Origin of the sequence: Paenarthrobacter nicotinovorans (assembly GCF_007670255.1) — a bacterium.
GTDB lineage: Bacteria > Actinomycetota > Actinomycetes > Actinomycetales > Micrococcaceae > Arthrobacter > Arthrobacter nicotinovorans_B.
On record NZ_SZVS01000008.1, the window covers coordinates 33,123 to 52,385 of the forward strand.

14 protein-coding genes are annotated in these 19,263 nt (G+C 63.8%); 7 read left to right on the forward strand and 7 right to left on the reverse strand.

Annotation, left to right across the window (positions count from 1 at the left end; genetic code table 11):
• Nucleotides 1–10 precede the first annotated feature (10 nt).
• Nucleotides 11–835, forward strand: coding sequence for a pentapeptide repeat-containing protein (locus FDP28_RS13335; RefSeq protein ID WP_144661929.1), 825 nt, complete (start codon nt 11–13; stop codon nt 833–835).
• Nucleotides 836–865: 30 nt separating this feature from the next.
• Here the strand turns inward: FDP28_RS13335 and FDP28_RS13340 are convergent, their stop codons facing one another.
• The gene (locus tag FDP28_RS13340; RefSeq protein ID WP_144661930.1) at nt 866–1,672 is read right to left on the reverse strand and encodes an RDD family protein; all 807 of its coding nucleotides are present in this window, start codon (nt 1,670–1,672) and stop codon (nt 866–868) included.
• A gap of 138 nt (nt 1,673–1,810) precedes the next feature.
• Between FDP28_RS13340 and FDP28_RS13345 the strand changes: the two genes are divergently transcribed.
• The 4 genes from FDP28_RS13345 to FDP28_RS13360 all read left to right on the forward strand — a co-directional run bounded on the left by FDP28_RS13345 (nt 1,811) and on the right by FDP28_RS13360 (nt 7,186).
• Nucleotides 1,811–2,806 carry a stage II sporulation protein M gene (locus tag FDP28_RS13345; RefSeq protein ID WP_186313631.1) on the forward strand — a complete coding sequence of 332 codons (996 nt, stop codon included), beginning with the start codon at nt 1,811–1,813 and terminating at the stop codon, nt 2,804–2,806.
• 137 nt (nt 2,807–2,943) lie between these two features.
• On the forward strand, nt 2,944–4,062 hold the full coding sequence (locus FDP28_RS13350; protein ID WP_144661931.1) for a TIGR01906 family membrane protein: 1,119 nt from the start codon (nt 2,944–2,946) through the stop codon (nt 4,060–4,062).
• Between the two features lie 140 nt (nt 4,063–4,202).
• Nucleotides 4,203–4,622, forward strand: coding sequence for a hypothetical protein (locus tag FDP28_RS13355; RefSeq protein WP_222120643.1), 420 nt, complete (start codon nt 4,203–4,205; stop codon nt 4,620–4,622).
• A 5-nt stretch (nt 4,623–4,627) separates the two neighbouring features.
• On the forward strand, nt 4,628–7,186 hold the full coding sequence (locus tag FDP28_RS13360; RefSeq protein WP_186313632.1) for a DUF4132 domain-containing protein: 2,559 nt from the start codon (nt 4,628–4,630) through the stop codon (nt 7,184–7,186).
• 3 nt (nt 7,187–7,189) lie between these two features.
• Here the strand turns inward: FDP28_RS13360 and FDP28_RS13365 are convergent, their stop codons facing one another.
• Genes FDP28_RS13365 through FDP28_RS13375 form a run of 3 tightly spaced genes read right to left on the reverse strand, consistent with a single transcriptional unit; the run spans nt 7,190 to nt 11,186 of the window.
• Nucleotides 7,190–7,672: a hypothetical protein gene (locus FDP28_RS13365; RefSeq protein ID WP_144661933.1), complete on the reverse strand. Its 483-nt coding sequence runs from the start codon at nt 7,670–7,672 to the stop codon at nt 7,190–7,192.
• 6 nt (nt 7,673–7,678) lie between these two features.
• Nucleotides 7,679–9,511, reverse strand: a complete 1,833-nt coding sequence (locus FDP28_RS13370) for an AMP-dependent synthetase/ligase (protein WP_144661934.1) — start codon at nt 9,509–9,511, stop codon at nt 7,679–7,681.
• Between the two features lie 10 nt (nt 9,512–9,521).
• Nucleotides 9,522–11,186 (reverse strand): dolichyl-phosphate-mannose--protein mannosyltransferase, encoded by a 1,665-nt coding sequence (locus FDP28_RS13375; protein WP_397321060.1) that lies wholly within the window; start codon nt 11,184–11,186, stop codon nt 9,522–9,524.
• A 253-nt stretch (nt 11,187–11,439) separates the two neighbouring features.
• Here FDP28_RS13375 and rsmI point away from each other — a divergent pair, with 253 nt between their 5' ends.
• Together rsmI and FDP28_RS13385 are read left to right on the forward strand one after the other, a co-directional pair.
• On the forward strand, nt 11,440–12,330 hold the full coding sequence (gene rsmI, locus FDP28_RS13380; protein ID WP_397321061.1) for a 16S rRNA (cytidine(1402)-2'-O)-methyltransferase: 891 nt from the start codon (nt 11,440–11,442) through the stop codon (nt 12,328–12,330).
• Nucleotides 12,331–12,489: 159 nt separating this feature from the next.
• Complete coding sequence (locus FDP28_RS13385) at nt 12,490–13,971, forward strand: NAD-dependent succinate-semialdehyde dehydrogenase (protein ID WP_144661936.1); 1,482 nt, start codon at nt 12,490–12,492, stop codon at nt 13,969–13,971.
• A gap of 151 nt (nt 13,972–14,122) precedes the next feature.
• Here the strand turns inward: FDP28_RS13385 and FDP28_RS13390 are convergent, their stop codons facing one another.
• Genes FDP28_RS13390 through FDP28_RS13400 form a run of 3 tightly spaced genes read right to left on the reverse strand, consistent with a single transcriptional unit; the run spans nt 14,123 to nt 19,180 of the window.
• Nucleotides 14,123–16,624: a transglutaminase TgpA family protein gene (locus FDP28_RS13390; protein ID WP_144661937.1), complete on the reverse strand. Its 2,502-nt coding sequence runs from the start codon at nt 16,622–16,624 to the stop codon at nt 14,123–14,125.
• Nucleotides 16,621–18,072, reverse strand: coding sequence for a DUF58 domain-containing protein (locus FDP28_RS13395; RefSeq protein WP_144661938.1), 1,452 nt, complete (start codon nt 18,070–18,072; stop codon nt 16,621–16,623). Before FDP28_RS13395 ends, FDP28_RS13390 begins: the two co-directional genes overlap by 4 nt.
• 10 nt (nt 18,073–18,082) lie before the next feature.
• A complete protein-coding gene (locus FDP28_RS13400; RefSeq protein ID WP_144662033.1) occupies nt 18,083–19,180 on the reverse strand; it encodes an AAA family ATPase in 1,098 nt (365 codons plus the stop codon).
• Between the last annotated feature and the right edge of the window lie 83 nt (nt 19,181–19,263).

Genomic DNA, 19,263 nt, shown 5'->3' on the forward strand with positions numbered 1-19,263 from the left:
GGAGCACCATATGACCACCCAACCAACCCTTCGCCCGGACTGCGGCAATTGCTTTGCGCTGTGCTGCACTGCCTTGGGATTCGCCCGCTCTGCGGATTTCGCCATCGACAAGCCTGCAGCTTCGCCGTGCCCAAACCTGGATGCGGACTTTTCCTGCACCATCCATCAACGGCTGCGGCCCCGTGGGTTCACAGGCTGCACAGTTTTTGATTGTTTCGGTGCGGGCCAACTGGTCTCCCAGCACACCTTCGGTGGGACCAGTTGGCGGGAGCGCCCCGCTTCCGCACCCGGGATGTTCGCCGTGTTCAAAATCGTCAGGCAGCTCCACGAGATGCTTTGGTACCTGGACGAAGCCCGGCAGCGGACCTTCGATCCCGAGCTCGCCACGGCGGCAGCCAGCCTTGCCCAGCACGTGGCGGACACCGCCCGTGGTGACGCCACCACGGTCCTGGAGGCCGACGTCGAAAGCCTCCATGGGCGGGTGCGGAACCTCCTCATGGAGGTCAGCGGGGAAGTCCGTGCTTCCTACGGCGCGGACGAACGGCACTTGCCCGACGGCGGCCTGCAGCCAGGTGCCGACCTGATCGGCGCCCAACTGGAGAACCTCAGGCTCTGCGGCGCGGACCTTCGCGGTTCCTACCTGATAGGGGCCAAACTGACCGGCAGTGACCTGACGGCAGTGGACTTGCTGGGGGCGGATCTTCGCGGGGCAGAGTTGTCGGGCGCGGACCTTTCCTCAGCGCTCTACGTGACTCAACCGCAGATCAACGCAGCCGAGGGCAACTCCGGGACACTTCTGCCTCCGCGGCTCCGCAGGCCCGACCACTGGGGATGAGTCCGTTCCGGCCGCCCACCCCGGGCCGAACTAAAGTTCATGGCTGAACGGGAGCTTGCGCAACCGTGTGCCGAGCACGGCGTTCCTCTGCTCGGCCTGACGCAGGCGCGCAAGTTCCCGGTTGCGACGCTCCCCGAGGACTGCACCTATGTAGTCCTCGGGGATGGTCCCCGGCGGGGGAGGCGGTGCGACGTACCGGGCCAGCTCCGTGGCCAGGGATGTTGCCATGGACAGCCGTGATGCCGGTGCCATGAGGTACGCCTGCTGGACAAACGTACCGGCCCGGCGTGCGGTGGCGTCCGGTACGCGGCCAATGTCCGCCACGCTCACCCACCCTTGCAGGTAAGGCGGTGCAACAGGCATGATCCGGGGTTTTGACGGCACCCGGAGGCGGAGTGAATATGTTCCGGCAACGATGTCGCCCAGCCGTTTGGACTTCTCGTTGAACAGTGCCACCCCTATGGCCAAGCCACCGAAGGTCATGTAGATCTCCAGGAAGCCAAGCAGCCCACGGATCAGGGCGTGCCGGAAACGGATGGATCCGCCGTCGTCGCGCACGATCCTCAGACCCATGGCGAGCTTCCCCAACGAGCGCCCGCGGGTGAGGGTTTCCACGGTGACGGGCACCACCACGGCCGAGAAGACGATGCTGCACAGTACCAGTGCTTGGATCGCCGAGTCGTCAAGGTCAGAAGACGCCGACAGGACGAGGATGATCAGCAGGATTGTCAGAATGACCTGGGAAATGACGTCGAGAACAAGGCCCAGTCCCCGGGCCGCAAAAGACGCTGAGCGCAGCTCCAGGACCACTGCCTCGCCTGTGATGATCGAACTCAACCCAGCCCCCACGCTTTCCGTACATGCGGTGCCCAGCGGCGCCTGCACAACGAGTCTAGCGGCGTGCGAGGGGAATGACGCCGGTCTCCGGTGTACAGGTCGGTCCCAGTGGTGCGCTTCAGGCGTTAGGGTGGTGCCGTGGACATCGATGCCTTCTCGGCCATACATGGGGACAAATGGTCGCGGCTTCATTTCCTGGCGCATAAGCGCCGGTTGACGGGGGAGGAAGCGGACGAGCTGCTGCGCCTCTACCAAACGGTTTCGGGCCACCTGTCCCTGATCCGTTCGGTGGCTCCTGAAACCAGCCTGTCGTCGTCGCTGTCGGCAGCCTTGGCGCAGGCCCGCACGAGATTTACCGGCGCGCGCTCGAACTTCATGGAGGACCTGGCCCGCTTCTTCGTTATCTCACTGCCGGCCGCGTTCTACCGGATCCGCTGGCTGACCTTGTGGTGCGGGCTGGCGTTCACTGTGGTCGGCGTCGCGTACGCTTTCTGGATCGGCACCTCGCCGGACGCGCTGAGGGCGGCCTTCGGCAGCGACGAAAGAGTTCGCAGGTACGTCGAGGAAGACTTTATCGACTACTACTCCGAGAACCCGGCGGCATCGTTCGCCGGGGCAGTGTGGACCAACAACGCGTGGATTTCAGCCCAGGCCGTAGCGTTCGGCATCACCGGGTTCTGGGTGCCTTACATTCTTTTCATGAACGCCCAGGCAGTGGGGATCGCAGGGGGAGTCTTCATCGCATCAGGAAAAACCGATGTGTTCTTCAGCTACATCCTCCCGCACGGGTTGATGGAACTCACGGCTGTGTTCATCGCCTGCGCTGCGGGGCTCAGAATATTCTGGGCCATGGTCCGCCCCGGTCCCAGGACGCGGATGCAGGCAGTCGCTGATGAGGGACGGTCGTTGATCACGATCGCCCTGGGCTTGGTGCTTGTCCTGCTGGTGTCGGGCATTGTTGAGGGTTTCGTGACGCCCAGCCAGCTCCCGGTCTGGGCGAAGATCACCATCGGAGCCATTGTCCTGGCCGGATACTGGACCTACACGCTGCTTCTCGGCCGCCGGGCCGTACGTGCCGGGGAGACCGGTGACTTGGAAGCCAATGACGGCGGTTACAGAAGCATCGCCGCATAGACCTTACAGTTACGTTTCAATCTGGCGTTAGGCGGCTTGGTTCCTCGTGTCGCCGCAAACCCGGGCGGTAGGCTCGAATGCAGACAAGAGAGCCGGCAGCACGCATTCGCCGGTGGATGCCTACGGAAGTGAACCCTGTGAGCGACAAGAGCCCAAAACCACAAGAACCGGACACGGACGTCCACGAGGACCCCGATGAGCCGGCCTTCGACTGGATGAAGCCAAAGACGTCCAGTGGTGCCTCCCCGGCGGCCGCTGCGACGACGTCTACCGCCGCAGCCGGCGCCGGGCAGCCGGAGAGCCGCGCTGACCGGAAGGCAGCAGAAGCAGCCGAAGCCCCTGCCGAGCCGCCGCTGTTCGCTGACACGCTCGCGGATGCATCCTCGGGCAAGCAGCCCTCGCACTATTCTGAACCGTTGCCGACGTCGGCCCTTCAGGTCCGTCCGCCGGAAGACGAAGTGGCTCGGCGCAATGCTGAACGCGAGCAAGCCGCCAAGGTGAAGCCGGTTGGTCCCCGCGTCTTCCAGGTGCTGTTGGCGGTTTTCTACCCCGTCATCCTGCTGGTGCTGGCCGTGAGGGCAGTGACCAGCCCCCTGTTCCTGTGGGTGGAGTACAACCGTCCGGGTTTCCCCGGCGATGGCTATGGCTTCAACACTGATGACCGCATGACCTACGGCTCGTACGCCGTGGACTACCTCAGCAACTGGGCCGGTCCCCGGTACCTCGGTGGCCTGGTCAACCAGGACGGCGCCAAGCTCTTCAAGGACAGCGAAGTGGCGCATATGGCGGACGTCAAAACGGTGATTCTGTCATCCTTCGGCGCCGGGCTCCTGCTCATCATCCTCAGCATCATTGCCATCATCTACTTGCGGAAGCGGAGCAACGGCGGAATCCGTCGCGGGCTGTTCGCCGGCTCCATCGTCACCCTGGTTATCATCATCGGCCTCGCTGTATTGGCGGTACTGAGCTGGCAGCAGTTCTTCACGGAGTTCCACCGGATCTTCTTCGCCAACGGGACCTGGACCTTCTCCTTGGAAGACACCCTCATCCGGCTCTTCCCGGGACAGTTCTGGGTCGATGCGGGCATTGTGATCGGCGCGCTCGTGTTCATTGCCGCGACGTTGACCTTCATCTTCACGTGGCCGACCAAGCGGCGTCGTGGCCTGGTGTCCCGCGAGGCAGAACGCGACGCCGAGGACCAGGATGAATCAAGCGATGAGGTCTCCGACCCCGCTGTTGCGGGGGATCGCGGCTGAAGCGACGCCTAACCCATCTTCGTACTTAAAAACAGACACGAAGCCGAAAGCATTTCGGCTCCGTGTCTGTTTTATTGCCAGTTCGACTTGCGACCCTGAATGTCGGCCTCACCGTATATGCTGCGGGAAACGTCCAGTCGATGGGGGAGGACCATATGGCCGTGTTGAGGGTGTGCGATGAACAACTGCCTGGAACCGGGGTGTCAGCCGCGCAAGAACTGTCCGGGTTGCCTGATGTCATCACGGTAGAGGAATTGATCCGCTGGCGTGTGCGCGAGGAGGTCGCCCGCCACAATGCCCTTGCCGGTAGCCGCACCACTGTGGTGGCCGTGTCCGCCACCGAACGCGAGTTCAATGCCCGAGGGGCCCAAAGGACTGTCAAAGGACCTGGCCCCGAAAGCTGGGAGAAGCAGGCCGATGCCGCGGTAAAGGGCTTCGAACGGAACGCCTTCTTCGTGCTGGTGGACGATCGACAACTTTGCAGCCTTTCGGAACAGATAGACGTCAGCAAAGCTACGGAAGCAACTTTCATCAAGCTTGTACCACTGGTCGGGGGATGAGCGGAATGACTGAAACAGCAGCACCCAAGGCGTTCCCGCAGAAGCTGGCCCGGCTTGCCGATGAGCAACGGCACCGGCTGTTGGAATTTTTCGAGCCTGCGCATTCCGAATGGGCTGCTGGCGGGGAAGCCCTTAACGGTTACCGTCAGCAGTTTGCCCGTTATCTCGAGGAACTCGACCCCGAGGGGCGGAAGGGAGCGTTCGCCCTGACCTTCAAATACATACATGAGCGCAAGTATGGAATCGTCGAGTGGCGCCATGAACAGCCCGATAACCCCGGTGGACGGGTTCGAATGCCGTCACTGGTAGAGCAGGGGCTTTACGCGTTGTCGGCGATGGCTCCGTTGGAGTGGGATTTCGAAGAACTCGACTGGATGCTCTCCCACGTGCCCTACTCGCAATACATCTTTCCGTCGTGGCGGCAGGCATTTCACGAGCCCGTGATGTCACTTGATTCCTCTGAACGCAGGAGCATTCCGGCTGCGACGCGCCGAATGGAAGCCATCCTTCTCCTGGATTTCCGGGATGGGCCGGGCCTGCACCCCGAAGTGCGGAAGTTCAATGAATTGCTGCTCGATGACGACCCCGGGACCGGCCGCATACCGCTGCAGTACGTAACCGATGACGACGACTTTGGGCCCCGGGTCGGCGAGACACTCCAAGCCGTTTTCCCCGGGTACCAGTCCGCACGACTACTACTTTTCATGAGCGAACTGACCGGTCCCAAGCCCACTGCCAAGTGGAAGCGCGCGGCAGCGAAGTACGTGGCCGAGCAGCCTGTGGCACTAATGGCCGCTCAGCGACTGCTTGGCATTACAGCGGAGCGAAACCCGACATCGGACTTTGGTGAGTTCTCCTGTCTCACCCCGTACTCGGGATCGGTGGTTCGCGCTTCTTTGTGGCTGCTGGCTTTCCAACCGGATGCCCCGGAACAGATAAGCCTCATCCGTGATGCCAGCGCCTACCTCGGAGCCGGACACAATGGCAAGAACGGAGTCTGCCGTTCAACAACAGGAGCCAACGCGGGTGTTGAGGCGCTGTTGGAGATCGCCAGGAGCCACCCGGACGCCACCACTGAAGTGGTTGGTGCCCTCGCAAGGATCCGCGATGTTGTTAAAAACAAGAATCTGCATAAGCGCCTTGTCAGCGTCATCGACCAGCTCTCCTCGGAACGGGGCATCGCCCCCTCGGAACTCCTGGAAACGGCTGTTCCGGATCTCGGGTTCGATGCCCAGGGCGTCAGGGAATTTGCCGCGGGCAGCTACACGGCAAGGGTCGCCCTGACAAACTCAACCGGTGCCGCAGCCGTGGAGCTGGTTTGGGTCGATGTGGACGCCAGACGCGTGGCAATGCCGTCTGAGTTCAAGAACACGCCGCTGCTTGCTGAAGTAAAACTAGCCGTGAGCGAAGCAAAAAGGAGCCTCGGCAGCCAGCGCCGGCGGCTGGAGGGCCTTATGGCTTCAGACAGGTCGTGGACCGGGGCCGACTTCCGGACCCGGTACCTGGAACACCCCGTGGTCGGAACCATCGCGCGGCAGCTGCTGTGGACCCTGGCATCCAACGAAGGCGGATTTTCCGGTTACCCTAGGCGCATTGAGGGGGACGCGGGCTGGGAACTGGCGGGAATCGACGGTGAAGTCCGTGAAATCACCAGCGACGCCGTCGTCGTGTTGTGGAAGCCCTGGGAGCGCGGTGCGGAGGAAGTGCGGGCTTGGCGCCTGCACCAGATGAAGCAACAGATCAGGCAGCCCTTCAGGCAGGTGTACCGCGAGCTGTATCTGCTCACCGACGCCGAGCGGCAGACCAAGCTGTATTCCAACCGGTTCGCGGCTCATATCCTTGACTATCCGAGGGCGCAGGCGCTCCTGAAAGACCGTGGTTGGCACGGCACGCAGTTGGGCTCTTGGGACGGCGGCCAAGACAGCCAACTCTACGTAGAGTTCCTTGACGAGCGGCTCAGGGCGGGTTTCAGCATCGAACTCCTCGAAGTCCACGACGACCTGGCATCTCTGTGCACAACCAACAGGGTGTGGTTCGAACGGAACGTAGCCCGGGATACCTGGGAGCCAGTAGACCTCGGTGAGGTGCCACGGGCAGTTTTCAGCGAAGCAATGCGTGATGTTGATTTGGTTACCGCAGTGGCCGCAATCGGGCCGGACCTGGAATGGGCGGACCACCCCAACAGCTCTGTCCAGATTTACTGGAGCGCTTCACATACAGCGCCTCTCACGGAATCCGCCCAGACGCGACGCGAATACCTTGCCAACATCCTTCCCCGCACAATCCTTGCAGAGAATTGTGAGTTGACTGATCGCCATCTCCTCGTCCGAGGCACGCTTCGTAGCTACAAGATCCACCTCGGGTCAGGAAACATCCTGATGGAACCGGACGACTCCTACCTTTGCATTGTTCAAGCGCCCGGCTCACGAGCAGAACGCATCTTCCTTCCCTTCGAGGAAAAGGCGGGACGGCTGGCTACGATTCTGTCCAAAGCCTTCATGCTCAGTAATGACCACAAGATCAAGGATCCCTCCACCCTTAGCCAGATCCAGGGCAGCCGATGAGCGTCAGCCAGTTTCACGGGCAGTCCGGGCCCTAAGAATGCTGATGAGTAGTTCGGGGCGGTCTGTGCTGGCGATGACGGTCTTGCCGTTTTTCATCGTGATGCTGATCTCGGGGCCGCCGACCAGGTATCCCACCATGCCGGGTCCCATGTACCGAAGCCCGTAGCCGTTGATGCCGGCGGCGTTGTCGGTGGTGACCATGGCGATTTGGTCCCGAGGCAGTTTGCGTTTGAAAATGCCGCAAAAGTCTATGACCACATTTTGTTGATCGACTCTCACCGTGACCGTCATGAAGCCGACAAATGCCCCGGTCGGCAGCATCACCAAGGGGACCAACAGGAAGTCGATGCGGCGCTGAGCCAATGCGAGAGCTATGAAGAGCACGCCGAAGGCCATGATCGCCAGCCCGATGTAAAGGGGCAACAGTGTTGCCCGCACCCGGGAGTAGTAAAGCAGCGGAGCCGGCATTACCGATCGATCTGACATGCGCTCCTACTTCGCGTAGAGCTTCTCCACAGTCGAGGAAAAGTCTGCAACCACGGCCGCGCGCTTGAGCTTCAGTGACGGCGTCAGGTGCCCGGACTCGACGCTGAGTTCTGCCGTGATGAAGGCGAACTTCCTGATGGACTCAGCCGCCGAGACGAGCTTGTTGGCCTCATCCACGGCAGACTGCACGGCCGCCCTCACACGCTCGTCGTGGGCTGCTTCCTCAAGACTGAGAGCGGGATGCTTATTCTCGGTGCACCAATCCGCGAGGCCCTCAGGGTCCAGACTGATCAAGGCCGCCACGAAGGGTCTCCCGTCGCCCACGACGACAGCCTGACCCACCAGCGGGTGTTCGCGCAGCTTCTCTTCCAAAGGAGCAGGGGCCACGTTTTTGCCGCCGGCAGTCACCAGAAGATCCTTCTTGCGGCCGGTGATGGTCAGGAAGCCGTCAGCGTCCAGCTCACCCAGGTCTCCGGTCCGGAAGAAGCCATCCACAAAGGCGGCCTCAGTGGCTTCCTCGTTGCCGTGGTAGCCCTTGAACACCCCGATGCCCTTGACCAACACCTCGCCGTCCTCGGCCACCCGGATGGTGGTTCCCGGCAGGGGGATACCCACGGTGCCGATGCGCGACATGCTGGGCGTGTTCACCGTGCAGGGGGCGGTGGTTTCAGTCAGGCCGTAGCCTTCCAGAACGGGGACACCAGCACCGTGGAAGAAGTGGTTGTCCCGCAGGCTCAGTGGGCTGGCTCCAGAGACCGTGTAGCCTACGTTGCCACCGAAAATCTCCCTCACCTTGGGATAGAGAAGCTTGTTGAACGCGCTGTGCTTGGTTCGCAGCAGCCACCCCGGGCCCACGCCTTTCCCGCGCGAGGCGAGATCAACCGCCGTCGAATATTCGACGGCGGTTGCGGACGCCGCCGCGAAAAGGCCGGCTTTTCCGGACATGGCGGCCTTGTGGCTGGCTCCGGCGTAGACCTTTTCGAAGATCCTTGGGACAGCCAGCAGGAACGTCGGCTTGAAGGATCCGAGGTCTGCCATCAACCCGCTGGCTCCGGCGCTGTGACCCAGGGTGATGCCTGCGGTGAGGCACACTACCTGGACGGCCCTGGCGAGGACGTGTGCCAGTGGGAGGAACATCAAGGTCCTTGCTCCCGGTTGCATCAGGAGCTCCGGCAGGAACGGGATAACGTTCCGGGCCACCAGCACGAAATTTCCGTGGGTGATTTCGCAACCTTTTGGCTTGCCCGTGGTTCCTGAGGTGTAAACGATGGAGGCGATATCGGCCAGCTTTGCTGCGCTGCGCTGACGCTCCAGTTCTGCATCCATGACGCCGATCCCGACGGCGGACACGCTGGTGAGGTTGGGGGCGTCGCCGTCGTGTTCCATCCGGATGATGGCGATGGGGTCCTCGCCGAGGAGCGCGGACTGGTCCACTACGGAATGAACCAGTTGGGCCTTCGCGGCGTCCTCCACAAAGATGCGCCGGGCTCCGGAATCGGCCAGGATCCATTCGATCTGGCCTGCGGACGACGTCTCGTAGATGGGCACTGTGACGCCGCCAGCCATCCAGATTGCGAAGTCCACCAGGGTCCACTCGAAGCTCGAATGCGACAAAACCGCCACGGGGTCACCAGGGTTGAGTCCGCCGGCGATGAGTCCCTTGGCCAACGCGGTGACGTCCGCGAGGAACCGCGCGGCTGAAACGTTGAGCCAGCCGTTGGCTGTGTTGTGCGCGTACAGGACGCCGAACGGATCCTTGGCGCACCGCTCCAGAAGCAGGTCCGTCACATTGCTGTCCTCGTCGGCCTCGACCAGGAGCTCCGTGCTGGCTTCCCTCACTGCTTGCCTCCTAGATCCACGACGGCATCCACATTCTCATTCGCCATTCCTGGTAGCTGATGACTTCCGCCGTCAGCACCGGATAGAAGAAGGCCGTGGCAATGACGGCCAGAACCACGACACCTGCCACCACATACAGCCCGGTGCGTTTACGCCAGGGGGGATCGGTGCTGCGTCCGAGCACCAAGCCCAAAACGTACGTCAGGGCAAGGACCAGGAACGGTTCGAACGAGACCGCGTAGAAGATGAACATGGTGCGTTCGGGGTACATGAACCACGGCAGATATCCGGCGGCGACCCCGGCGAGGATGGCTCCGGCCCGCCAATCGCGGCGTCCCGCCCACCAGAACAGCAAGATGACCAAGGCGATCGTTCCGCCCCACCAGACCACGGGATTTCCCACTGGCAGGATCGCCGAGGAGCAGGTCTCCACGAGGCAGCCCGCTGTTCCCTGCTTGGGTGACTGGTAGTAGAAGGACGTGGGGCGGCCCATGACCAGCCAGGTCCATGGACTGGATTGATAGGGATGTTCGGCGCTGAGCCCCTGGTGGAACTTGTACGCCTCCAAGTGATAGTGCGCCAGTGAGCGCACGGAATTGGGCAACCAATCCCAGCCCGGCGCCGGGTTGGTGACAGCCCACTGGCGGTAATAGGCGTCCTTCGACAGGAACCAGCCTGTCCAGGTTGCGGTATAGGTGACCACCATGACCGGAATGATGGTGAAGAACGCAGGGATGCCGTCTTTGACGACACCGGCACTGAACCAATTCCTGATACCCGCGATCCGGCGGGCGTTCAGGTCCCAGAGCACGGTCATGACTCCAAAAACCGCCACGAAGGACAACGCAGACCATTTGGTTCCCACGGCGAGCCCGAGGCAGATGCCGGCCACAAGGCGCCACCACCTCATTCCCAACCAGGGGCCGGCCACCAGTTGGCTCGCCAACGGCCGGTTGCCGGGCGAAGCAGCCGCTTGCGCGGCGAGCCGGGAGGCCAGACGACGGCGGCCGTCGTCGCGGTCCATCAGAAGGGCGCCAAAAGCGGCGAAGAGCCAGAACGCGAGAAAGATATCAAGCAGCGACGTCCGTGAAAGGACCAGATGGTGCCCGTCAACGGCGAGCAGCAGACCCGCAACCGCCCCAAGGGTGTGGGAGCGGAACAGCTTCAGGGCAATGAGCGAAACCAGGAAGACCGTGAGCGTGCCGGTGAGGGCTGCTCCGAACCGCCAGCCGAAAGGGTTGTCGGCGCCGAACAGCCACATACCGAAGGCGATCATCCACTTGCCAACCGGTGGATGGACAACGTACTCGGGGGTGTTCAGCAGGATGTCGGGGTTGCCGGCGTTGAAGGAGTCGTTGGCATTGGCCGGCCAGCTACGCTCATAGCCGCTTACCAGATAGGAGTATGCATCCTTGACGTAGTACGTTTCGTCGAAAACCAGGCTGTGAGGGACGTCAAGCCGGAAGAACCGGAGGATGCCGGCAAGGACCGCGCTGATCGTGGGAATCAGCCAGAACCAAAGCCTCAACGATGCCGGGTAATCGCGCCAGCTCTGGATACCGCCGATGAGGCGCTGCTTCAACGCTTCGACACTGAATGCCTCAGCGGGGCGCTCAATCCAGCGGTGCCCGTCGAGGCCTCGACCAGCCCCTGGCTTCTTCTTCCCGTCGCGGATTGTTCCCGGAGGTTGCCAAGCAATCAGTTTCCTTACCGGATCCCGGGAAATTGTCCCGTCAGGGCGGTGGCCCACGACGCCCGGCAGGTCCGGCGTTGCGGGACTCCCGGATGCGGTGTCGGATACGGGTGACTGGTTCACCCGCCCATGCTACCTGTCGATCCTTGGCGCCAAGCTGAACTGCTGTTTCGCCCGGCGTGGGCAGTAGGCTTGGCAGGTGGACGAAGAGCGAAGCACCCCCGTTGAAACCCCGTTGGACAACGAATCCCGTGAACCGGGGAAGCCTGCGGTTCCCAACGGGTTCGCCCCTGGAGTTGGCCGGATCGTCCTTGCCGCCACGCCCATAGGCAACGTCGGCGATGCGTCCTCACGGTTGATTGAGCTCCTGGGAACCTCGGACATCATCGCGGCGGAAGATACCCGCCGCCTGCACCGGCTGGTCCAGTCCTTGGGCGTGGAAGTCTCGGGCCGGGTCATCAGCTACCACGAACACAACGAGGCCACCAAGACCGCTGAGCTGCTGGATCATGTGCGCGCCGGGAAGACCATTCTCATGGTCAGCGACGCCGGTATGCCGGCAGTCTCGGACCCGGGTTTCCGTCTGGTGGAGGGCGCTGTGGAGGCCGGCTTGACTGTCACCGCGGTTCCCGGGCCGTCTGCTGTCTTGACGGCACTTGCCCTGTCGGGCCTGCCGACGGACCGCTTCTGCTTCGAAGGCTTCCTGCCGCGGAAGTCCGGAGACCGGAATTCCCGCCTGGCCGATCTTGCTGATGAACGCCGGACCATGGTCTTCTTCGAGGCTCCGCACCGGCTCGAAGTCATGCTGCGCGCACTGCACGAGCGCTTCGGAGCGGACCGTCGGGTGGCCGTGTGCCGGGAGCTCACCAAGACCTACGAGGAAGTCATCCGGGGCACCTTGCGTGAGCTTCTGGAGTGGGCCGAGAACAATGAGGTCCGCGGTGAGATCGCCGTGGTCGTGGCTGGTGCGCCTGAACAGGAGCCCGGCAAGCCCGAGGACCACGTTGCCGCAGTGAACGAGCTCATTTCCCAGGGCATCCGCTTGAAGGAGGCCGTGGCGGCCGTTGCCGAGGACGCGCGCGTCAGCAAGCGGGAGCTGTACTCAGCGGTGTTGGCAGCCCGCTGACAAAGCTGTGCAGCTGCACAAAATGGCGTCCGTATGGCAGTGCGTGAAGGCGTAGACACTCCTTCCGGCGGGGCAGTACCGTGGCAGTAATTCAAGCCACTTCCGGCAAGGAACCCCCGTGGTGCAAATCTCCAAAGCACCCAAGACGAAGGAGTCGCCATGACTGTCACGGTTGAACGCGAAAGCGAACTGCTGGCTTCCGTTCCCACCGGCCTGCTGATCAACGGTCAGTGGCGCCCGGCTGGGTCGGGTAAGACCTTTGATGTAGAGGACCCCGCCACGGGCAAGGTCCTGCTCAGCATCTCCGACGCCGGCGCGGAGGACGGTGCCGCCGCCCTCGACGCCGCCGCTGCCGCACAGGCCGACTGGGCCCGCACGGCCCCGCGCGAACGCGGTGAAATCCTGCGCCGCGCCTTCGAGCTTGTTACCGAACGCGCCGAGGACTTCGCCCTCCTCATGACTCTGGAAATGGGCAAGCCGCTGGCCGAAGCCCGCGGTGAAGTGACCTACGGTGCTGAGTTCCTGCGCTGGTTCTCGGAAGAAGCTGTCCGCGTATCCGGCCGCTACTCCGCTGCCCCGGACGGCAAGAACCGCCTGCTCGTCCAGAAGAAGCCGGTTGGCCCCTGCCTGCTGATCACCCCGTGGAACTTCCCGCTGGCCATGGCCACCCGTAAGGTTGCCCCGGCTGTGGCCGCCGGTTGCACCATGGTCCTCAAGCCTGCCAACCTCACCCCGCTGACCAGCCTGCTCTTCGCACAGGTCATGCAGGAAGCCGGCCTTCCCGCGGGTGTCCTGAACGTCATCCAGACTTCCACGGCCGGTGCGGTTACCGGCCCGTTGATCAAGGACGACCGCCTCCGCAAGATTTCCTTCACCGGCTCCACTCCGGTGGGCCAGGCACTCATCCGTGAAGCTGCGGACAAGGTCCTGCGCACGTCCATGGAACTGGGCGGCAACGCGCCCTTCGTCGTGTTCGAAGACGCCGACCTGGACAAGGCTGTTGAAGGCGCCCTCGCTGCCAAGATGCGCAACATGGGCGAGGCCTGCACGGCGGCCAATCGCTTCATTGTGCACGAGTCCATTGCTGACGCCTTCGCTGAGAAGTTCGCCGCCAAGATCGGTTCGCTCACCACCGCCCGCGGCACCGAGCCTGAGTCCAAGGTCGGCCCGCTGATCGACGGCAAGGCACGCGACGGCGTCCACGCCCTGGTCAGCGAGGCCGTTGAAGGTGGCGCCGAGGCAGTCACCGGTGGTGCCGCCGTCGACGGTCCCGGTTACTTCTACAAGCCCACCGTGCTGAAGAACGTTGCCGAGGACGCCCGCATCCTCAAGGAGGAGATCTTCGGACCGGTAGCCCCGATCATCACCTTCTCCTCCGAAGATGACGCCGTTCGCCTGGCCAACAACACCGAGTACGGTCTGGTGGCCTACGTCTTCACCAAGGACCTGAACCGCGGCCTGCGCATCAGCGAACGGATCGAGACCGGCATGTTGGGCCTGAACGCCGGCGTCATTTCCAACGCCGCCGCTCCGTTCGGTGGCGTCAAGCAGTCCGGCCTCGGCCGCGAAGGCGGTTCCGAAGGCATCGAAGAGTACCTCTACACCCAGTACGTAGGTATCGCGGACCCGTACGCCGACTAGGCTGCGAAGGATCCCGTCGGCCGCTCTCGCAACAAGAACGGTTGACACCCAGGGCCCGGCCAGGAACCACAAGTTCCGGCCGGGCCCTGTGCCGTTGGTGCTAGTGTGCCGTTGGCGCTCATGCGCCGTCGGAGCCTTGGCGACTGGGGCCTTAGCGACGCTGGGGGAGAACCTCGCGCAGGGAGCGCCAGCCACGGACAACCGCCCATGCCAAGCCTTTGCCCAGCCTGCCCACCGCCCTGAACGGCGCACCCAAGGCCCGGCCCCAGCGGCGCATCATCGACGGCGGAAGCCAGTCCGCGCGGAATCGAACCAACCAGCGTGCATTGTTCCGTAACGACTCACGCACGACGGCGATGCGGGGCGACGCCGGCGCGGCCGCCACCGCAAGGCGGCCATAACGAAGCCGCTCGTAGTCCGCGGTGAGGGACGCGACTGCGGTGTGAGCGGCGTCGTCGAGTCCTCCCGACTCTCCCAAGGCCGCACTGGAGCGGAGCCTCGCGGAGAAGTGCCGGGGTGTCTCGCTGGGCGTCGAGGATATGCCGTAGTCGGTGGCAAGGTCCTGCAGCTCGGCCCACGCCAAGTCCGGTCCGGGGTCCTTGTACCCTGGCGGCAGTTCACCCGTGTTATCCCGGGGTTTGCTGTTCAGCCGCCGTCGCCTGAGAACGGTCCTGCTGAGCCTGGGGGAGCCCAGGAAGCCGAGCAGGAGCACCACACCGGCCGCGACGGCACCGATCACAGGGAGGGGGTTGACGTTGCGCGGGCCGGCTGCCGGTGCCCCAGCCTCGGGGACGGGGAGCGGGGCCGTAGCCACCGGGGCGGGGGTGGTCAGGGGTTCCTTCTCGTCGGTGTTGGTGCTGAGGTTGCCGGGGACGGAGTTTTCTGCCGCGTATTCAGGGACAACGCCACGGGACGGGGTAGGTTCAAACGGGACCCAGCCGAGGCCTTCGAAGTAGAGTTCCGGCCAGGCGTGTGCGTCCCGGGCATCGACCTCGTACTCGGGGAACGAGCCCTGCCCCACCAAAGCAACCGATTCGCCGGTCAGGCGTCCGGGCGCGTAGCCGACAGCGATGCGGCTCGGAATTCCTTCGGCCCGTGCCATGACCGCCATGGCTGAGGAGAAGTGCACGCAGTAGCCGCTCTTGACCGCCAGGAAATCGGCCAGGACAGAGAGGCCGTTTCCGTCGTAGCCGTTCTGCACGGGAGCCTGCAAGGAATAGGTGAAGGCGCCCGAACGCAGGTACTTCTGGATGGCCAACGCTTTGGCGTAATTGTTGTTTCCTGCCGGCGCCGTGACCGAATCCGCGGTTTGACGCACGATGTCGGGCAGGTTGGCGGGGATCCTCAGGAAGTCGTCGGAGATGGATCGCGGCGGTGCCGTGGCTTGCGACAGGGCTGCTGCGGTGACCTTCGGCGCGGCTGAGAAGACCACGTAGCGTTGCGCCCGCGTTGTGGTCTCCGTGCTCATGATGCTCAGCGTGTTTGGATCCCAGGTCCACCGTCCGTTAAGGCCATTGACCGATGCCGGGGCGAACGGGGCCGGGAGGTAGGGACTGGTGAACAGGCCGGCATTGACGGAGGTCACGGCATTGACCACCTGGCCTTGGACGGCGTAACCGGTCTCAATCCTGTCCGCTCCCGCACGGCGTTCAGCCACACGGTCATTGGGCGCCCAGGTTTCGCCGTCGAAGTTGTCGATTGTGACGGATCTCAGATACAGAGGCGTCGTGGCGCTTGTCGCATAGGTGATCCGGCCGGACCCTGTGGGGCTGCGGAGACTGTTGCCCAAGGTGATCATCGGATTGAGCCCGTTGGCTGTGCCCCAGGGACTGAGCCGTGAACCTTGGGGGAACGTGCCCGTTTCGAATCCGGGGATGGCGAGGGGCACAACCATGGTCAGCGCCAGAGCCAGCCCGCCGGTGACCAACGAGCGCCTGAATTGTCCAGGGCCCCGCCCCGTTCCCGACTGCAACCGGGCATCAGGGGCGAACCAGTGGCTGCATCCGAGGATCAGGAGGTAACCCACCGCCGCGCCCAGGAAACCGGCAATCCCCACGCTTTGCGGTTTGATGGTTGCCGGAACCACCATGATCGCCAGGATGCCGATGCCGCTGGCGGCCGGCATGGAAAGCGGAACCGCCAACGCGTCGATGAGGATCACCAGCAGTCCAAGGCAGGCGCACATGACAAAAACTATCCCGGCGTTCGGCGCGACGGGCGCACTCTCGGAGACGACGGTCTCGGCGGCCCGCTTGATATGGCGCCCGACGGCGGTGAAAGTTGCCGGAGTCGGGATAAAGCCCGCCAGGCTCTCCTGGCGGCAGAACGTGAAACTGAGAATGGCCGCCAATGACACAAAGGACCCCAGGGTGGCCAGCAGGGGCTGGGCGCGCAGGGACCTAAGGGCTGCCAGCGTCACGGAGACCACAAGGACCGTGGTGATCAATGGCATGAACCAAGCCCAGCCCCTGAGGACGCCATTGAGCGACAAAGCGGCACCCAGGACTGCCACCGAGATGGAACCGGCCATCATCCACGGGTAGGCCCCGGGGCCGGCACGACGCGGCTTGGGTTGTCCGCCGGGCGGGATTGGGCGCGGGGCACCACCGGCGGGGCTCGGTGGCGGGCTGCCGCGGTGGGAGGTGGCGGTCATCGCGGCACCGCCGCTCCACGACGGACGTCCATGGCAGCACCTGCAGCGGCGACAATCCCACCTTCGTCAAAAGCGGACCAGGCAGATGCCAGCTGGGACTTGGCTGTCACGGGGGCTACCCTCCATCCGGCTCGTCGCAGGATCTCCAGCGCCTCCTCACTGCCTCGCGACGGGTCGCTGATGACCAGGGCGAAGGCGTTGGCCCCATAGGCCGCCGCAGGAGCCAGCGCCCTGGCCTCAGCCGGAGTCACAGCGCCCAGCAAGGCCAGAAGGGGTCCACGCAAACGGTGGGCCGCCAGCTTGTCCATGAGGCGGTCATCAAAGACTGACTCCGGAGCGTCGGTGAACGCCTGTCCCGTGCGGGCCTCACGGTGATCGGCTCCAAGGTTGTCAGTGCGGTGATGTTCGGCCCTGACGTGCCTGGGCCCGCTGAGCTCGATGGCCGCCAGGCCCTCCGCAATGGCCTGCAGGCCGCCCGCGCCGGAGAACTCCTCGGTGTCCGGATCCGGCGCCGAGCGGGAACGAAGGAACGCGGGGGCGCCGAAGGCATCAAGGACCCGCAAGGAATAGTTCCGCTCCGACAGATGCGCCGCTACGGACATCGCGGTGGTCACCATCCACTCAAAGTGAGGGCTCGTGACCAGGTCCGAATCTTCATCATGGGAGCCAAAGACAGACCCCGCACCGGTGGCGAAGGCAGAAAAACGCTGATCCAGGATGAGGGTGGCCTCCGGAGTGGTCACGGACTCTTCCTGGCGCACCATCAGCTGACCATGACGTGCCGTGGCCGCCCAGTGGACCCGGCGCATGGGGTCCCCGTGACGGTATTCACGGGTCATGATGTCGTCGTCGCTGGGGTTGGCGCGGATCCGCGTCGCCGTCACGCCGTCGTTCCCCCGCGCCCCCGCCAAGCCGGTGACCGGAAGTTCGACGGCGGCCGGCGTCACGGTGAGGAGGTCGCCGTCGTCGATCGAATGGCGCCTCAAGGAGAGGCCGAAGGGATCGCTGAACTCGGCCGTGACCGGACCGATCCGGAACTGACCCCGCTTACCCGAGCGAAGATGGTACTCATAGCGGCTGGTGCCGCCCGAGGCGGAGCGGGCCGGGAAACGGAAGGCGGGAGGTTCGCCAAAACGGGGCGGCAACTGCTCCTCCATGATGACGTGCCCGGTGGAATAGTTCGTCCGCGCAACCGCGAGGCGGACGGTGGTGGTGCTGGAGGTTTCCACAGTGGAGGGATTGAATTCCCGGTACACCTGGAACTTGGGTTTGAGGACACGGACGCCGGCAAGGGCCACCAAGGGGAGCAGGAGCAGCAGGACCGCCAGGGAGAGCAGATCGCGCCGGCCCATGACATAGGCAGAGCCCAGGGAAATCGCGCCAGCAGCCAAGAGGCCCCAGCCCCGGGTAGTGAACAGGTGCTTGGGAAGCCGGTCCATGAGTGCCATCGCGTGCCTCCTAAACGGCGTGGCGGTCCCTGCGCCACGCGCCGGGCGGTTCCTCGGCAACCGGAAGGGATGCCAGGATTCCGCGGAGGACGGTTTGGGGGGTGTCGCCGGAACTGGCCGCCTTCCGGTCCAGGATGATCCGGTGGGCGAGCACGGACTCCGCAACATCCACCACATCATCCGGAAGAACAAAGTCCCGGCCATCCAAGGCCGCTGTTGCCTTTGCAGCACGCAACAGTTGCAGCAGCGACCGGGGACTGGCGCCGAGGCGCAGGCGGGCGCTGTCGCGGGTGGCCCTTCCGATGGCCACCGTATATTCCTTGATGGCGGTGGATACATGGACCTGCTGGACCGTAGCGATCATGGCAGCGACATCACCGGCCGTGACCACCGGAGTCACCTTGACCAGGGGAGAGGCGGCCTGATGGGTTTCGAGCATCTCGATTTCAGCGTCCTTGTCGGGATAGCCCATCGAAATCCTGGCCATGAAGCGGTCGCGCTGGGCCTCGGGCAATGGGTAGGTGCCCTCCATCTCGATCGGATTCTGGGTGGCCACCACCATGAACGGCGAGCCCAGCTGGTAGGAATGGCCATCCACGGTGACCTGATGCTCCTCCATGCACTCCAGCAGCGCCGACTGGGTTTTGGCCGAAGCCCGGTTGATCTCATCGCCGATCACGATGTTGGCGAACACGGCTCCCGGACGGAATTCGAACTGCCGCGATGACTGGTTGTAGATCGACACACCTGTGACATCCGAAGGCAGGAGGTCGGGGGTGAACTGGATGCGCGAAACCGTACAGTCCACGGTGCGGGCCAAGGTCTTTGCCAGCAACGTCTTCCCGACGCCCGGCACATCCTCCAGCAGCAAATGGCCCTGCGCCAGCAGGACCGTCAGCGCCAATTTGGCGGCATCGGCTTTTCCGTCAATGACTTTGTTAATTGAATCCAGGATGCGCTCGCTGGCATCGTGGAACCTGTCCTGATCCATGATCTGCGGCCGGTGCCCGTTCAGTCCCGCGCCGTCCCGGCTGTCCCGGGGCAGCGGACTGTATGCCCCGCCCTGGAGGGGCGAAGATTCAACGGTGACTTGTCGCTTGGACTCCATGGATTGCCCTTCAGCCTTGGCCGCGGCACCGCCGGTGCTGGCCGCTTGTCCGTTCCAGACTACCCAGAGTTTGGCCGTCCCTG

What these genes read in the sequence shown, in the direction of transcription:
- FDP28_RS13335 (WP_144661929.1), top strand. Translation starts at nt 11, where the DNA reads ATGACCACCCAACCAACCCTTCGCCCGGACTGCGGCAATTGCTTTGCG.
- FDP28_RS13355 (WP_222120643.1), top strand. Translation starts at nt 4,203, where the DNA reads ATGGGGGAGGACCATATGGCCGTGTTGAGGGTGTGCGATGAACAACTG.
- FDP28_RS13360 (WP_186313632.1), top strand. Translation starts at nt 4,628, where the DNA reads ATGACTGAAACAGCAGCACCCAAGGCGTTCCCGCAGAAGCTGGCCCGG.
- FDP28_RS13365 (WP_144661933.1), bottom strand. Translation starts at nt 7,672, where the DNA reads ATGTCAGATCGATCGGTAATGCCGGCTCCGCTGCTTTACTACTCCCGG.
- FDP28_RS13385 (WP_144661936.1), top strand. Translation starts at nt 12,490, where the DNA reads ATGACTGTCACGGTTGAACGCGAAAGCGAACTGCTGGCTTCCGTTCCC.
- FDP28_RS13390 (WP_144661937.1), bottom strand. Translation starts at nt 16,624, where the DNA reads ATGACCGCCACCTCCCACCGCGGCAGCCCGCCACCGAGCCCCGCCGGT.
- FDP28_RS13395 (WP_144661938.1), bottom strand. Translation starts at nt 18,072, where the DNA reads ATGGCACTCATGGACCGGCTTCCCAAGCACCTGTTCACTACCCGGGGC.
- FDP28_RS13400 (WP_144662033.1), bottom strand. Translation starts at nt 19,180, where the DNA reads ATGGAGTCCAAGCGACAAGTCACCGTTGAATCTTCGCCCCTCCAGGGC.